The organism is Serratia sp. CY27727, from assembly GCF_052169275.1.
Lineage (GTDB): Bacteria > Pseudomonadota > Gammaproteobacteria > Enterobacterales > Enterobacteriaceae > Serratia > Serratia sarumanii.
Genome location: NZ_JBJNLB010000002.1, coordinates 261,471 through 277,494 on the forward strand (window position 1 = coordinate 261,471; position 16,024 = coordinate 277,494).

The following is a 16,024-nucleotide window of genomic DNA, read 5'->3' on the forward strand; positions in this document are numbered from 1 at the left end:
CGAAAGGTTCGAAAACGTAGCGATTAAACGCGAACGAAGTCGATGTGAGCCAGTTTTGGCTTGAACGGGTGACGCTGTACAGCCTGAACCTTAACTTTGGTTTCTTTACCGTCGATAACCAGAGTTACTGCTTCGCTGTAGAATTCTGGTTTAGCTTCCATGTTCTTGACAGAATCATGGTCCAATTCGATGGAAACTGCAGCTTCTTTGCCACCGTAAACGATAGCTGGGAATTTGTTTGCTGCACGCAGGCGGCGGCTCGCACCTTTACCCTGGTCTTTACGTACTTCTGCATTGATAGTGAACATTGTTTTTTCTCTTAAAAGAAAATTTACCCTGCTACAGGCGACCCAAGTAGCAAGTTCGGAATTCCGCTTTAACGCTGGGCAGGCCCAGGTAAAGCGCGCGGCATTTTAACGGAAAGCCGCCTGCAGGGCAACGAAAACCTGCCCAGATTGAGGGTCGTTCGCTCAGGCCAACTGATTGGCGCGGCGGAAACGGCCTTGATAATCGAACACTTTCTCGCGCACCTGCCAAAACTGCCCGCGTTTGCGCGCCACCACGAAATCCGGATGGCGCAGCGCCTGCTGTTGCGCCAGCACGTCGGCGGCGGTGTGCCAGGCGAACGGCACGCCCGGCGCGCGCTGGTGCGGGCGCAGGAACAGCATTTCGAACGCTTTGCGCTGCGCCGGCGTTTGCAGGCGGAAACGCTCGCTGGTGCTGGTGCCGTCCTCGTCGTAATAGGTGGCCTTCAGCCATTCGCCCTTGTCGTCGCGGCCGCTCTGCAATTCCATGCCGCCGCAGCGCAGCACCAGCGCGTCTTTCAGCTTCAGCGCCGCCTTCAGCATGTCATCGGGATCGACCAGCACCTCCTGGCACTGATGGCAGCGGCGCGCGGCGATGTCGTTCTCCGCGCCGCAGTGCGGGCAGCTCTTGAACCGGAAGCGGTAATCGCACTGTTCGCGGTGGCCGTCGTCGTCTTCCAGCCAGCCCTGACAGCGGCGGCCGTAGTGCTCGATGATATCGCCATTCTCGGTGCACTTGCCCCAGAACAGGTTGGCGAAGCCGCAGGCCGGGCAGAACACCTGCACCGGCTGGCTGTCGCCGTGCGGCTTGCTGACGCCGACCTCCGGGGTGAACAGATCGTGCGGGTTGCCGGCGTAGTCGAGGATCAGGCAATCCTCCTTGCCGGGCGCCAGCCGCAGCCCGCGGCCGACGATCTGCTGATACAGGCTGACGGACTCGGTCGGGCGCAGAATAGCGATCAGATCGACGTGCGGCGCGTCGAAGCCGGTGGTCAATACCGCTACGTTGACCAGATAGCGCAGCTGCTGCTGTTTGAACGCCTCGATCAGCGCATCGCGCTCGGCGGGCGGCGTTTCGGCGCTGACCAGCGCGGTCTCGCCGTTCGGCAGCAGGCCGTGGATCTCGCGGGCGTGCTCGACGGTGGCGGCGAAGATCATCACCCCTTTGCGATCTTGGGCGTACTCTACAATCTGGCTGATGATATGCGGCGTGACGCGGTTTTGCCGCTTCAGCTCGCGGTTCAGATCCGCTTCGCTGAACAGGCCGTTGCTTCTGGCCTCCAGCCGGCTGAAATCGTACTGCACGATCGGCATGTCCAGCCGCTCAGGCGGCACCAGGAAGCCGTTCTTAATCATGTAGCGCAGCGGCAGCTCGTAGATGCAGTCGCGAAACAGGCTGGCGCCGTCGCCGCGGGTGAAGCCGTGGTAGTGATACTGGTAAATCCAGCCCTTGCCCAGGCGATAGGGCGTGGCGGTCAGCCCCAGCAGCCGCAGCTGCGGGTTGGTTTTCTGCAAATGCTGGATGATTTGCTGGTACTGGCTGTCGTCGTCGTCGCTGATGCGGTGGCATTCATCGACGATCAGCAGCGAGAAGGCGCCGTCGAACAGCGGCAGGTTGCGCGCCACCGACTGCACGCTGCCGAACACCACCTTGCCGGCGCTCTCTTTTTGTTGCAGGCCGGCGGCGAAGATGTCCGCTTCCAGGCCGTAGGCGCAGTATTTGGCGTGGTTTTGCGCCACCAGTTCCTTGACGTGCGCCAGCACCAGCACCCGCCCGCGGGCGCGCTTCGCCAGTTCGGCGATCACCAGGCTTTTGCCGGCGCCGGTCGGCAGCACGATCAGCGCCGGTTCGGGGTGCCGCCGGAAATGATTGATGGTGGCTTCGACCGCTTCCAGTTGGTAGGGGCGTAGGGTAAAGGCCATAAATGAACGCCGTAGGTTGGAATGGGCCGCCGGGAAGCGGTTTTGTCACCTCTGTTCCCACAGAAAGCGTGACATTTTACGCCCGGGCGGCCGAAAAATTTCCATTATTATGCCTTCTGCGCGCGCGCGGTGCGAGAAGCGTGAAAATTACCCCTGTCGGGCAACGCGTTGTGCCGCTATACTCGTGTGACAGCAATCGCTGTTCCCCCACGCGATTTCCCCCCTGAACCTGCCATTTGCACCCGGTGCAACGGCGGGCGTCATATTTTGGCAATACGATCAATGCGATCATAACAACGACAGGCAAAGCAGATCCCATGCGATTGGACAAGTTTTTATCTCAGCAGTTAGGCATCAGCCGTGCGCTGGTCGCGCGCGAACTTCGGGCTAAACGCGTCACCGTTGACGGTGAGGTGGTGAAGAGCGGGGCGATCAAACTGACCCCGGAGCAAGAAGTGGCGTTCGACGGCAATCCGCTGCAGCAGCAGAACGGCCCGCGCTATTTCATGCTCAACAAACCGCAGGGCTACGTCTGCTCCACCGACGATCCCGATCATCCGACGGTGCTGTATTTCCTCGATGAGCCGGTCGCGTACAAGCTGCACGCCGCCGGGCGGTTGGATATCGACACCACCGGGCTGGTGCTGATGACCGACGACGGCCAGTGGTCGCACCGCGTCACGTCGCCGCGCCACCACTGCGAGAAAACCTATTTGGTCACGCTGGAGCACCCGTTGGCGGAAGACACCGCGCAGCGTTTCGCCGAAGGGGTGCAACTGCACAACGAGAAAGATCTGACGCGGCCGGCGACGTTGGAGCAGGTCGACGAGCGCGTGGTGCGCCTGACCATCAGCGAAGGGCGCTACCACCAGGTGAAGCGGATGTTCGCCGCCGTCGGCAACCGGGTGATCGAGTTGCACCGTGAGCGCATCGGCGCCATCGTGCTGGATGACGATCTGGCGCCGGGTGAATACCGCCCACTGACCGAAGAAGAGATCGCCAGCGTGGGTGCGCCGCACCTGCAGGACTGATAACCGATCATTGATTGCGGCCGATTAAGGAGTCGTGGAACGTGCAACAGAACCGAACCTCTCATCTCGGTTTGATTTTCATTCTGGGCCTGTTGTCCATGTTGATGCCGTTGGCGATCGACATGTACTTGCCCAGTATGCCGGTGATCGCCGCCCAGTTTGGCGTCGAGTCCGGCAGCGTGCAGATGACGCTCAGCGCCTATATGCTCGGCTTTGCCTTCGGGCAGCTGTTCTATGGGCCGATGTCGGACAGCATCGGCCGCAAGCCGGTGATCCTGTGGGGAACGCTGATCTTTGCCATCGCCGGCTGCGCCTGCGCCATGGCGCAGTCTATCGATCAGCTGATCGGGCTGCGTTTCCTGCACGGTCTGGCCGCCGCCGCCGCCAGCGTGGTGATTAACGCCCTGATGCGCGACATGTTCACCAAGGATGAGTTCTCGCGCATGATGTCGTTCGTCATTCTGGTGATGACCATCGCGCCGCTGCTGGCGCCGATGATCGGCGGTGCGCTGCTGCTGTGGTTCAGCTGGCACGCCATCTTCTGGACCATGGGCGCCGCGGCGCTGATCGGTTCACTGCTGGTGGCCTTGTTCATCAAGGAGACGCTGCCGAAAGAGCGGCGACAACGGTTCCACCTGCGCACCACGCTGGGCAACTTCGGTTCGCTGTTCCGCCACAAGCGGGTGCTGAGCTACATGCTGGCCAGCGCCTTCTCGTTTGCGGGCATGTTCTCGTTCCTCAGCGCCGGGCCGTTCGTCTACATCGAACTGAACCACGTTTCGCCGCAGCACTTCGGCTACTATTTTGCGCTGAACATCGTCTTCCTGTTCCTGACGACGCTGATTAACAGCCGCAACGTGCGGCGGTTTGGCGCGGTCAAGATGTTCAAGCTGGGGCTGCTGGTGCAGCTGGCGATGGGGCTGTGGCTGCTGGCGGTAAGCGCCGTCGGCCTGGGCTTCTGGGCGCTGGTGATCGGCGTAGCGGTCTACCTGGGGTGCATCGCGATGATTTCCTCCAACGCCATGGCGGTGATCCTGGATGATTTTCCGCATATGGCGGGCACCGCGTCTTCCCTGGCCGGCACGTTGCGCTTCAGCATCGGCGCGCTGGTGGGGGCGGTGCTGTCGATGGCGCCGGGCAAAAGCGCCTGGCCAATGGTCACCTCGATGGCACTGTGCAGCATCGTGGCGGTGCTGTTCTACGTTTACGCCAGCCGGCCGCGCGATCGCGCAGCCTGACGTTCTCCCGACTCGGGGCGTTTCGCCCCGCAGCGTCATGGGGTTGCGCCCTGCCATTTCAGGGTGCAACCGGCAATGAATAATTTGTTGCTAAATATATGCCTGCTAATTAATCGGTCATTTTCCCATCTGTGTGCTTTTTGTTAAAAAACTCCGCCATCGTGCCGCCCGATATTCCCCGGGAGGCGCGGCGTTCTGTCGGCTGCGCCGCGCGAGTGGTTTGTATTAGGATTGATGTAAATCAAGGCATTAGCAGGAGAGGCTGCGCTAACGTGGCGGGTGAAATGTTTCTTCAATGTAAAAATATGGCGACGGAAAAGTAGTCGCATTGCAAGAAAAAAGAGTTGAGATCGCTGCGGGAAAGGGTTACATATAACGCAAAAATGCGAGCTGAGTCGCAAAATGCCGTGAAATAACACCGCACGGCGCGCCAAAAAATGGCGCGGCATCGGCAAGCACGGGGTCAGGTTAATGGTTTGCGGCAAAATTTACATTTAAATAACATTTGTGCGCGGCAGAGTCGGGAGTCAACGGCTATAACTTAGTAACCCTGTCAGGTAAAAGTGTTTCACCTTTTCAAACTAGGGATTTCATGTGGAGAGTATCCAACTTTCGGTAGTGCATCGCTTGCCGCAAAGTTATCGTTGGCTATCCGGTTTCACCGGCGTGAAGGTCGAACCGATTCCGTTTAACGGAATAGACGAAGATAACAACCTGATTGGGCTGAAGTTGCTCAGCCATGAAGGGGCCGAGGCCTGGCAGGTAATGCAACAGCTCAATCTGTCGCTGCAGGAGATTCAGGTCGACTGCGCGATTGTCGAATGGGAAGGAGAGCCTTGCCTGTTCGTGCAGCGCAGCGACGAGAGCGCCACCATGTGCCGCCTGAAAAACGTCGGCGCCGCGATCGCCGAACCGCTCAGCGCACAGTACCCCTTCTGAATTCGCCGCTAATCCGCCAACTGCAGCAGTTGACGGGTATAGTCGGCGGCGGGCGCCGCGAAAATCGCCCGGCAGTCTCCCTGTTCAACCACTTCTCCCTGTCGCAGCACGATGACCTGGTGGCATAGCGAACGCACCACCTGCAGGTCATGGCTGATGAACAGATAAGCCAGCCGGTGGCGTTGCTGCAGCGATTTCAGCAGCGTCAGGATCTGCGCCTGCACCGATTTATCCAGCGAAGAGGTCGGCTCGTCGAGGATCAGCAGCTGCGGCTGCAGGATCAGCGCGCGCGCGATGGCGATACGCTGGCGCTGCCCGCCGGAAAACTCGGTGGGATAGCGGTGGCGCAGCTGCGGATCCAGGCCGACCTCCTGTAACACCTCGATCACGCGCTGTTCCCGCTGCTCGGCGCTAAGCTGCTGGTGCACTTCCAGCCCCTCGGCGATGATTTGCTGCACGTTAAGGCGCGGGTTCAGGGCGGAATAGGGATCCTGGAAGACGATTTGCATCCGGCTGCGGTAGGGCAGCATCTGCTTCATCGTGAGCGGATGCAGCGGTTCGCCGTCGAACCAGATGGCGCCCTGCGAGGCCAACAGGCGCAGCAGCGCCAGCCCGGTGGTGCTTTTGCCCGAGCCGGATTCTCCCACCAGCCCCACGCTTTCCCCGGCACGCAGCTCGAAACTCAATGATTTCAATGCATAGTGATAATCCACCGTGCGGCGCAGCAGGCCGCGGCGAATGGGGAAGCGCACCTGCAGGTTCTCCACCTTGAGCAGCGGCCGCTCGTCGCCGGGGCGCCCGTTGGCCGCGGCAGGCAACGGCAGCGGTTCACCGACGTCTTCGGCGGCCAGCAGCTGCTGCGTGTAAGGATGCTGCGGCCGGCTGAACAGCCGCGCGCGGGCGTTTTGCTCCACGCAGCGCCCCTGGCGCATCACCGCCACGTTGTCCGCCAGGCGGCGCACGATATTCAGGTTATGGGTGATGAACAACAGCCCCATGTCCATCTCTCGTTTCAATTCTTGCAGCAGCGTCAGGATCTGCGCCTGGATAGTGACGTCGAGCGCGGTGGTGGGTTCGTCGGCGATCAGCAGTTTCGGTCGAGTCAACACCGCCATGGCGATCATCACCCGCTGGCGTTCACCGCCGGACAGCTGATGCGGATAGTCCTGCAGCCGGCTTTTGGCCTGGCGGATGCCGACGCGCTCCAGGCACTCGACGATCTCCGCGCGCGCGGCATCGCGCCGCAGGCCGCGGTGCAGCATCAGCACTTCCGCCAGCTGTTTCTCGATGGTGTGCAGCGGGTTAAGCGACACCATCGGCTCCTGAAAGATCATCGCGATCTGATTGCCGCGCACCTTGCGCAGCGCCGCTTCCGGCGCATGCAGCAACGAATCGCCGTTGAACAGAATGTCGCCGGCAGGGTAAACCACCGGCGGCGCGGGCAGCAGGCGCAGTATCGACAGGGCGGTGACGCTTTTGCCGGAGCCGGATTCCCCTACCAGCGCCAGCGTTTCCGCCGGCGCGATTTGCAGCGAGAGTTCGTTGACCACCGGCGTGACGGTGTCGCCTTGGCGAAAGGCGATGCTGAGATCCTGAATAGCGAGCAAAGGAGTGGCCATATCAATGCGCCTTGCTGGGGTCAAAGGCGTCGCGCACCGCTTCGCCGATAAAGATTAATAACGACAGCAGCACCGCCAAGACCAGGAAGGCGGTGATGCCGAGCCACGGCGCCTGCAGATTGTTTTTGCCTTGCAGCAGCAACTCACCGAGCGACGGCGAACCGATCGGCAGACCGAAACCGAGGAAATCGAGCGACGTCAGGGTGGTGATCGAGCCGCACAGGATAAACGGCAGGAAGGTCAGCGTCGCCACCATGGCGTTGGGCAGCATATGGCGGGACATGATAACGCGATCCGGCACGCCCATGGCGCGCGCGGCGCGGATGTAGTCAAAATTGCGGGTGCGCAGGAATTCGGCGCGCACCACCCCCACCAGGCTCATCCAGCCGAACAGGATGGTGATGCCGAGCAGCCACCAGAAATTGGGCTGGACGATGCTCGACAGCAGAATGATCAGAAACAGCGTCGGCATGCCCGACCACACTTCGATAAAGCGCTGCCCCCACAGATCGAAACGCCCGCCGTAATACCCTTGCGTCGCGCCGACGCACACGCCGATCAGGCTGGAAAACAGCGTCAGCGCCAGGCCGAACAGCATCGAGATGCGAAAACCGTACAGCACCCGGGCCAGCACGTCGCCGCCGTTGCTGTCGGTGCCCAGCAGGTTGTGACGCGAAGGCGGCGAGGGGAAGGGCACTTCGGTGGCGAAGTTGATGGTGTCGTAGCTGAAGCGGATCGGCGCCCACACCGCCCAGCCGTGCCGTTCGATCTGCCGCTGCACGAACGGATCCTGATAGTCGGCTTCGGTATTCAGTTCGCCGCCGAAGGCGGTTTCGCTGTAGCTAATCATAAACGGCAGGTACAACCGGCCTTCATAACGCACCAACAGCGGTTTGTCATTGGCGATCAGATCGGCGGCCAGGCTCAGGGTGAACAGCACCAAAAAGATCCACAGCGACCAGTAGCCGCGGCGGTTGCGGCGAAAGCGCGCCCAGCGCGCCTGGTTGATCGGGCTAAGGCGGCTCATTGGCGGGCCTCGAAGTCAATGCGCGGATCGACCAGGGTGTAGGTGATATCGCTGAGGATATTCAACAGCAGGCCGATCAGGGTGAAGATATACAGCGTGCCGAACATCACCGGGTAGTCGCGCTGCAGCGTGGCGTCGTAGCCCAGCAGCCCCAGGCCGTTGAGCGAGAACATCACCTCAATCAGCAGCGAGCCGGTGAAGAACATGCTGATAAAGGTGGCCGGAAAACCGGCGATCACCAGCAGCATGGCGTTGCGGAACACGTGGCGGTACAGGATCTTTTTCTCATTCAGCCCCTTGGCGCGGGCGGTGGTGACGTACTGCTTGCGGATCTCGTCGAGGAACGAGTTTTTGGTCAGCATGGTCAGGGTGGCGAAGCCGCCGATCACCGTCGCCAGCACCGGCAACGTGATGTGCCACAGGTAGTCGGCGATCTTCGCCGGCCACGAGAGGGTGTCGAAGTTGCTGGAGACCAGGCCGCGCAGCGGGAACCAGTCGAGGTAGCTGCCGCCGGCGAACAGCACGATCATCAGGATGGCGAACAGGAAAGCCGGAATGGCGTAACCGATGATGATCAGCGTGCTGCTCCAGGTATCGAACGCGCTGCCGTTGTGGACGGCCTTGCGGATGCCGAGCGGGATCGACACCAGGTAGATGATCAGCGTGCTCCAAAGGCCCAGCGTGATGGAGACCGGCAGACTCTGGCCGATCAGCTGCATCACCGAGGCGCCGCGAAACAGGCTGTCGCCGAAGTCGAAGCGCATATAGTTCCACAGCATGGTGAAGTAGCGCTCGTGCAACGGTTTATCGAAACCGTAACGTTGGGTGATCTCGGCGATCACCTCCGGATCCAGACCGCGCGAACCGCGGTATTGGCTGTCGCCAGCCGCGATGCCCGCCCGGGCATGGCCCAGGCCTTCGCTGACGCCGCCGCTGCCAAAACCGCTGCCGTGCCCCAGCTCAATGGCGGCAATGGCCTGATCGACCGGGCCGCCGGGCGCAATTTGCACGATAAAAAAGTTGATGGTGATGATCGCCCACAGCGTGGGGATCACCAGTAACAGTCTGCGTATCAGATAGGCCGCCATTCCGACTCCTTATTGCCGTTGAGCCGGTAAACGCGCCGCCTTGTTGACGTCGTACCACCAGTTATCGAAGCCGATCGCATAGGCCGGGCGGATCGACGGCGTGGAGAACTTGTCCCAATAGGCGTAACGATCGTGGTTGGAGTACCACATCGGCAGCATGTAGTTGTTCCAGGTCAGCACCCGATCCAGCGCGCGGCCGAGCGGCAACAGGGCCTTTTCGTCGCCCTGATGGGCGGCGATTTGCCTCACCAGGCTGTCGACCGCCGGATCTTTGACGCCGGCCGTGTTGTAGCTGGAATCGATGTACTGCGAATCCCACAGGATTTGCAGATCGGCGCTGGGGAACGGCATCGCCATATATACGGTCGACATCATGTCGAAATCGCGTTCACGCATGCGACGGGTGTACTGCGAGGCGTCAATTTCGCGAATTTGCATCTCGATGCCCAGCCGCTGCAGGTTGTGGCGGAAGGGTAATACGTACTGGAAGTTGCTGCCGCTCAGCAGCATCAGTTCGAAGGTGAACGGCTGGCCGGTTTTGGCGTTGACCAGCTTTTGATTTTTGACCACCCAACCGGCTTCTTTCAGCAATTGGGTCGCCTTCAGCAGGTTTTGCCGATCGTTGCCGCTGCCGTCGGAGGAGGGCGGCTGGTAGATGCTGGTAAACACCTCCGGCGGTATCTGGCCTTTGAGCGGCGCCAGCAAGGCCAGTTCGGCGGCGTCCGGGTAGCCGCGGGCGGCGTAGGCGGTGTTTTGGAAATAGCTGTCGGCGCGCTGATAGGCGTTGTAATACAGCGCCTTGTTCATCCAGTTGAAGTCGAAAGCCAGGCCGATCGCTTCCCGTACCCGACGATCGGCGAACAGCGGTTTTTGCAGGTTGAACGCCAGCCAGCGGGTATTCTGCGCCGCCTGATTGGTCTCATCCTGCTTGATGATGTAGTTGCGCGCGAAGTTGCCGCCCTGATACTGGGTGGCCCAGCTTTTGGGTGACGGCTCGATGCGGAAATCGTAAGCGCCGGCCTTGAAGGCTTCCAGCGATACTTTATCGTCCAGGTAATAATCGTAGCGAATGCTGTCGAAGTTGTAGCGGCCGCGGTTCACCGGCAGGTTGGCGGCCCAGTAGTCGCGCACTCGCTGGTAGGTGATGTATTGGCCGAGGCGGTAATCGGCGATTTTATACGGGCCGCTGGCGAGCGGCGGGGTGCTGAGCGGTTCGTTGAGCTTATGGTTTTTCCAGAAGCTTTCCGGCAATACGCGCAGGCTGAGCAGGCTGAGGATTTGCTCACGGTTGGCTTTAGGCAGCTCGATGCGCACCGTCAGCCGGGAAATGGCCTTGACCGTGACGCCTTTGTAATAGGAGCGAAACTGCGGTACGCCTTCGGTCATGAATTTATTGAAGGTAAAGGCCACATCGGCGGCGGTGATCGGGCTGCCGTCCTGGAAGCGGGCGCGGGCGTTGATATCCAACTCCATCCAGCGCATGTCGGCCGGGAAACGGGCCGATTCGGCAATCAGCGGATAATAGCTGCCGGGTTCGTCGTCGGAGTTGGTGAACAGCGTATCGTACAGCTCCATCGTACGCTCGCCGGGCACGCCGCGGGTAGCGAAGCGGTTGAAGTTGTCGTAGGTGCCGATGGCCGCCAGCCGCACGTCGCCGCCTTTGGGTGCCGCCGGGTTGACGTAGTCGAAATGGCTGAAGTCGGTGGCGTATTTCGGTTCACCGAGAAGGGCGAAAGCGTAGCTTTCGTTGAGGGCTTCGGCCCGCAGACCGAAACTCAGTGCCGAGAGCACCAGAGCAGCGAAAATGCGCACGGACATCAGACGGTAAGCTCCTGCTGTGGAATAAAGTACAACCTGCGCCCAGCATAACATTCTTCGGGCGGGCGCAGGGTAAAGATGCTTAAAGACTAACTATTTTTTTCCTGATAATCAAAGACCTGATGAGCATTGCAGTAAGCGACGAAATTGTCGATGCTCAGCGGCTTGCTGAAGTAGTAGCCCTGCATGAAGTTAACGCCGTGTTCTTGCAGGAACTGCATCTGCTCGGCGGTTTCCACGCCCTCGGCCACCGTCAGCATTTTCAGCTTTTTCGCCAGCGAGATCACCGCATCCAGCACCGGCGCGGTGACCGTGTCCTGGCCGATGGTGTTGACGAAGCCACGGTCGATCTTCAGGTAATCCATGGTGAAGCGCTCAAGATAGATCAACGCGCTGTGCCCGGTGCCAAAATCGTCCACCGCGATCTCGATGCCCTGTTTGTGCAGCCAGTCAAACTCCGCCAGCGCACTCTCTTCTTCCACCATGCCGCGCTCGGTGATTTCAAACACCAGCGTAAAGTAATCGCCCGGCAGCTGCGTCAACAGTTCATACACGTCCTGGTGGAACGACGGCGCGCTCAGGTGGGCGGGGGAGATGTTGAGCCCGACCTTGCCACCCGCGGCAGCGCTTTGGCGAGCTGCGGCGCATCTTCGGCGATCAGCCTGAACAGGTGGCGGGTGAGCGGCACGATCAGCCCGTTGCTTTCGGCGTAGGGGATAAAGACGTCGGGCGGGATGCGGCCTTCGATCGGATGCTGCCAGCGGATCAGCGCTTCCAGCCCGCCGATGCTGTTGCTGTCGGTATGGAACACCGGCTGGTATTCGATAAAGAACTCGTTGCGCTTGATGCCGCGCAGCAGTGCGCGTTCCGGGCTTTGCCGCAGCAGCAGCATGTAATAGCAGAGTACGCCGATCATCAATGACAGCACCAGGCTGCCCAGCAGCGTCAGGCGAATGTCGTTGGGGGTCAGTTTCTCGTTGTAGAACAGGATGGTCAGCGGCAGATTGGGCAGCGTCAGTTTATCCGCCTTGCCCTTCGGCAACTGATCGACCGGCATCAGGTTCGGGCTGAAGGTGGTCAGCGCGCGGTTGCCCATCACGATGGCGATGCCCGGCGCCTGTTCGTCGTGCGAGGTGAACAGCAGATAGGGCATCAGATCGATGTCCAGCGTAGCGAGGATGCCGGTGGCCTTTTCGTCGGGATGCCGCAGCCAAACCGCAACCGCCGGTTTGTTCGGCACGATCGGCGTGCCCTGCTGCAGCTTGAGATCCAGGGCCAGATTCCAGTCGATATCCTGGTAGAGATTTTTCATCGGCAACATCATGTCGCCGGTGGCGGAAGAGCAATAGGCGTAGCCGTCTTTCACCAACAGGAAGGTGCGCACGCCGCTGGTAAAGGCCGCCTGGTAGGTAATATCCGACTGGCTTGAGAGGCAAGGCTTGGCCAGCAGCGGCATCATTTGCTGCATCACCGTCTTCAGGTGCGAGATATAACCCAGCGTGAACTTTTGCGTGCGCGCTTCGACCTTATGTTGATATTGCGTGCGCTGGTGGTTAATCAAAGAAAGCGTGACCGCGGTGAAGAGCGTAAAAAATACCAGGGCGGCGACGCCGCTTTTAGCCAGGCTGCGCTGTCGGTGAGACACGCTGCGGGCAAAAGCTCTTTTCAAGCCCATAACCGAGTCCTCTGCAACAGGGCGTCAGGGGTGTCGCGCAGCCATTTAATGGATTGTGCCAACGGCTTTTTTTTCATTTTTGCCTTTTTATCCCGTACCAACCGGCGGCGTTGTTTAAATATGCGGCGTCGCCGACAGAAATATAATGCGCTTATTTTAAGCGGAAACGTTTTAAATAACGCCGGGGCGCCGTTGCCGTCATCTGACGATAATAGGCGAGTTTTTCCTCGATGGCGCGATTTCCTGCCAACAGTTTATCAAAATAATGGCGTGCGGCAGCGTTAAGCGGAGAAAGATGGCGATAAGGCAGGGAGCAATCTTGATGATATCTGTTAGACAACCAAAAAAAACGCCGCCCGTAGGCGGCGCTTATCGCTCGTTTGGTATTCAGGATCTTCAAGGCATTGCGCCGTTAACCGTTGGTCAACACCCGGCGCGCTTCTCGATAACGTTTATTCCAATAGTTATCGGTCAGCTTGGAAATCATGACCCCACTGCTGGTGGAGGCGTGAACGAACTGATCGTTACCTAAATAGATGCCGACATGGCGCCCGGTAGAACCGGCGCGGAACAGCACCAAATCGCCGACGCGCAGCTTGGTGCGCTGGATTTTCTTGCCGAGATCTTCCTGTTCATAGGTAGAACGCGGTAAATCCATGCCGAACTGTTCGCGGAAGGTGCGCTGAACAAACGCCGAGCAATCGATGCCGCGCTTGCTGTCACCGCCTAAACGGTAGCGAACGCCTTTCCAGTCCGCGTACTGATCCATAATCTTTGACTTGACGTCAACGTTGCGGACCATCGCTTCGAATTCATCCTGAGAGGCTTGCAGTAAAAGACCGTCTTTGTCATTAACTGCACGCATCTCAGTTTGTGCGTTATTCAAGTTCGAAGTGTGAGTCGAGCTGCATGCGGAGAGCATAACCGCAGCGGCAATTGCAGGGACTACCCGCAAAAAATATCTCAGAAACGGTTGAGATTTGACCATTGTTGTTGTTTTCCCTTGAAGTCCTTAACGACGAAAGTCGCTACCTGAAAAATGCCAAACGAAACGAGCCTAGTCCGCACCTGTTGCATCGACAACCAGTTACCGTTGAAAACGTGCGAGAACGCACATTTTTATCGGATTCCATACTGATTCGACTTAAACCAGGCACAAACGCATCTGAGATTACCGGAACAAATAGGGGATTGCGAGCCTTTTTCCAGTCTTTTTTATATGAATTTGTGATGTAACATAATGTAAATCTTCATATAAAAAACGCCAATTGTCCGATGTATGAATCTGGCGTGAAATCAGGTTGCAAAAGCGTTAACGGGCGGTGACGATATTTTGCGCTCAGCGAAGGGATTAAGGCCGGGAGGCGAGCGCCTCCCGGCATGAGTCATAGACGCAAGTTATGGTTGGCCGGGGCGATGCTTGCCGGGCAACAGGCGATTCAACCGATCGACGATCCAGTCGCTGCAAGGCGTCATCAGCACCCAGCTGGCGCCAACCAGCACCACTGACAGCGAGCCGACGGCGATATCGGTAAACCAGTGGGCGCCAATCATCACGCGTGGCAATGAGAAGAGCAGCGTAATCAGCAGGGCGACGGCGAAGGCGCGGCGGCCGAAATAGCGCAGCATAAAGCAGGAAAAAATAATCAGCATCATGCCGTGGTCGCCGGGGAAGCTGTCGCTGGAAGCGTCCTTGGTGGGGATGCCGGTCAGCTCGCTGACGCGATAGATATTGTCGAAGGTCAGGGTGGGGCTCGGATGCTTCACCGGCAGCAGGTGGCCAAGCTGGTTCAGCACCACGGCGGTCAGCAGCATCACCACGCCGGTGATCACCAGGCGTCGGCGGCCGGCGGCGTCCTGCTTCAGGTAGAAGTACAAATACAGCAGGCCCATGGCGAGCAGCGAAATCACGTCAAACGCGCGGTTGTTGGTGATGGCGACCAGGTGCAAAAACGCCGGGTCGGTGGCCAGATGGCGGTTAAAGAAGAAAAAGATCGCCGAGTCCAGGGTAAACCAGCCGCCGTGATTGGCCGGCAGGAACCAGGACAGGAACAGCGCAACGCCCAGTAAGTTGAAGAGGAGAATGAGGGGTAAATTGCGGCGTGTCATGACATAACCTGTTGGCAAAATGAAAACGAAATAAAACCCGGCCGCCCTGCGGCAACCGGGGGGCAACGGTACGGGGTCTAACTTAAACGAATCTTAAACAAGGCGGATTGCAGGGCGTTCCAATCGGCATTTTCGCTGTGGATAAGCTCAATTCGGCTGTCGAGCGGCGCGACCGGGCGGGTTTCGATGTTGAGATCCTGTCCCTGACGATTGATCAGCAATGTGCCTTCGGGGATGCGCACCGCGCCTTTGGCGCGTTCTACCGGCGCGAGTCGCACCCATTCCATAAAGCCGACGGTGTCGAATTGGGTGTCGCCGTCAAAAATCCAGCCGCAGCTGGTGAAGCCTTGCCCCTCGTTCAACGCTCGCCGCCAGCGGGCGTGCTCCGGCAGCCGCAGTGCCGCCAGCCCCTGCGTTTTCGCCTGACCATGATGATGCTGCGCGTCCGGCAATTCTGTACGATTCGTGCGCGGAAGTGACAACAGCGCGACATCCGCTTCGCCTTGCGCGATGGCATAACAGGGCCGCCGCAGCGGATCTTGCGCCCTCCAGGCCTCCAGCGCCCGCCTGTCTTCCGGCTGATAGGTATCGCTTTTGCTGGCCAAAATAACGTCGGCCGCGGCCAACTGATCGCGGAAGTTTTCGTTGTCGCGGTAGCGGGGCTGGCTGAGCTGGCGGGCATCCAGCAGGCACAGGGTGGCCTGCAGATCGATCCAGCCGGCATAGCTCTCCTGGGTCAGCAGCGATAGAATTTGTTTCGGATGCCCGAGCCCGGTCGGCTCGATCAGCAGCCGATCCGGTTTGGCCTGCTGTAACAGCATATTCAAGCCCACCTGCATCGGCAGGCCGTTGACGCAGCACATGCAGCCACCGGGGATCTCTTTGAGCACCGCGCCGCTGTCTGCCAGCAGCGCGCCGTCGATGCCGATCTCGCCGAATTCATTGACCAATACCGCCCAGCGCTCATGTTCGGGTTTATGAGCCAGCAAATGGCGGATAGTGGTGGTTTTACCGCTGCCGAGGAAACCGGTAATCAAATTGGTTTTGGTCATTAATAATTCCTGGAGCAAAAATTAACCTGCTTAATAAATGAGTTACGCAGCCTTATCGGTGAAACCGCCGCGATTTAATTTGTGCTCTATCTCGCAAATTTTGCACGTCACCATGCGCTTTTCAACCGACAAAATCCACCGTTCATAACAAGAAAATTCTTAGATAAAACCCTGTATTAGATGCGGTTAACTTTTGTTAG

13 protein-coding genes and 1 pseudogene are annotated in these 16,024 nt (G+C 59.2%); 3 read left to right on the forward strand and 11 right to left on the reverse strand.

Going from position 1 to position 16,024, the window contains the following annotated elements; genetic code table 11:
* Window positions 1-23: 23 nt before the first annotated feature.
* Together rplY and ACJ8HB_RS06165 are read right to left on the reverse strand one after the other, a co-directional pair.
* Complete coding sequence (gene rplY / locus ACJ8HB_RS06160; RefSeq protein ID WP_004935776.1) at window positions 24-308, reverse strand: 50S ribosomal protein L25; 285 nt, start codon at window positions 306-308, stop codon at window positions 24-26.
* A 162-nt stretch (window positions 309-470) separates the two neighbouring features.
* Window positions 471-2,228, reverse strand: coding sequence for a DEAD/DEAH box helicase (locus ACJ8HB_RS06165; protein ID WP_047571255.1), 1,758 nt, complete (start codon window positions 2,226-2,228; stop codon window positions 471-473).
* A gap of 317 nt (window positions 2,229-2,545) precedes the next feature.
* Here ACJ8HB_RS06165 and rsuA point away from each other — a divergent pair, with 317 nt between their 5' ends.
* The 3 genes from rsuA (at window position 2,546) to ACJ8HB_RS06180 (ending at window position 5,436) form a co-directional block, all read left to right on the forward strand.
* On the forward strand, window positions 2,546-3,259 hold the full coding sequence (gene rsuA / locus ACJ8HB_RS06170) for a 16S rRNA pseudouridine(516) synthase RsuA (RefSeq protein ID WP_033648013.1): 714 nt from the start codon (window positions 2,546-2,548) through the stop codon (window positions 3,257-3,259).
* Window positions 3,260-3,300: 41 nt separating this feature from the next.
* A complete protein-coding gene (locus ACJ8HB_RS06175; RefSeq protein WP_025303559.1) occupies window positions 3,301-4,497 on the forward strand; it encodes a Bcr/CflA family multidrug efflux MFS transporter in 1,197 nt (398 codons plus the stop codon).
* A 594-nt stretch (window positions 4,498-5,091) separates the two neighbouring features.
* Window positions 5,092-5,436 carry a YejG family protein gene (locus ACJ8HB_RS06180; protein WP_004935763.1) on the forward strand — a complete coding sequence of 115 codons (345 nt, stop codon included), beginning with the start codon at window positions 5,092-5,094 and terminating at the stop codon, window positions 5,434-5,436.
* Between the two features lie 8 nt (window positions 5,437-5,444).
* Here the strand turns inward: ACJ8HB_RS06180 and yejF are convergent, their stop codons facing one another.
* From yejF to ACJ8HB_RS06225, 9 genes and pseudogenes are all read right to left on the reverse strand, one after another.
* Entirely contained in the window at window positions 5,445-7,055 is a 1,611-nt protein-coding gene (yejF, locus tag ACJ8HB_RS06185) for a microcin C ABC transporter ATP-binding protein YejF (RefSeq protein WP_047571257.1), read from the reverse strand.
* A gap of 1 nt (window position 7,056) precedes the next feature.
* Window positions 7,057-8,082, reverse strand: a complete 1,026-nt coding sequence (locus ACJ8HB_RS06190; RefSeq protein WP_015378535.1) for an ABC transporter permease — start codon at window positions 8,080-8,082, stop codon at window positions 7,057-7,059.
* Window positions 8,079-9,170 (reverse strand): microcin C ABC transporter permease YejB, encoded by a 1,092-nt coding sequence (locus ACJ8HB_RS06195; RefSeq protein ID WP_094859985.1) that lies wholly within the window; start codon window positions 9,168-9,170, stop codon window positions 8,079-8,081. Before ACJ8HB_RS06195 ends, ACJ8HB_RS06190 begins: the two co-directional genes overlap by 4 nt.
* Window positions 9,171-9,179: 9 nt before the next feature.
* Entirely contained in the window at window positions 9,180-10,988 is a 1,809-nt protein-coding gene (locus ACJ8HB_RS06200; protein ID WP_039565061.1) for an extracellular solute-binding protein, read from the reverse strand.
* An 89-nt stretch (window positions 10,989-11,077) separates the two neighbouring features.
* A pseudogene (locus tag ACJ8HB_RS06205) lies at window positions 11,078-12,663 on the reverse strand (cyclic di-GMP phosphodiesterase).
* Between the two features lie 151 nt (window positions 12,664-12,814).
* On the reverse strand, window positions 12,815-13,063 hold the full coding sequence (locus tag ACJ8HB_RS06210; protein ID WP_125460721.1) for a hypothetical protein: 249 nt from the start codon (window positions 13,061-13,063) through the stop codon (window positions 12,815-12,817).
* 12 nt (window positions 13,064-13,075) lie between these two features.
* Window positions 13,076-13,651 carry a bifunctional murein DD-endopeptidase/murein LD-carboxypeptidase gene (gene mepS, locus ACJ8HB_RS06215; RefSeq protein ID WP_033635277.1) on the reverse strand — a complete coding sequence of 192 codons (576 nt, stop codon included), beginning with the start codon at window positions 13,649-13,651 and terminating at the stop codon, window positions 13,076-13,078.
* Window positions 13,652-14,061: 410 nt separating this feature from the next.
* The gene (locus tag ACJ8HB_RS06220) at window positions 14,062-14,772 is read right to left on the reverse strand and encodes a phosphatase PAP2 family protein (protein WP_033653795.1); all 711 of its coding nucleotides are present in this window, start codon (window positions 14,770-14,772) and stop codon (window positions 14,062-14,064) included.
* A gap of 77 nt (window positions 14,773-14,849) precedes the next feature.
* Window positions 14,850-15,824, reverse strand: coding sequence for a CobW family GTP-binding protein (locus ACJ8HB_RS06225; protein WP_033648007.1), 975 nt, complete (start codon window positions 15,822-15,824; stop codon window positions 14,850-14,852).
* Window positions 15,825-16,024: the final 200 nt, after the last annotated feature.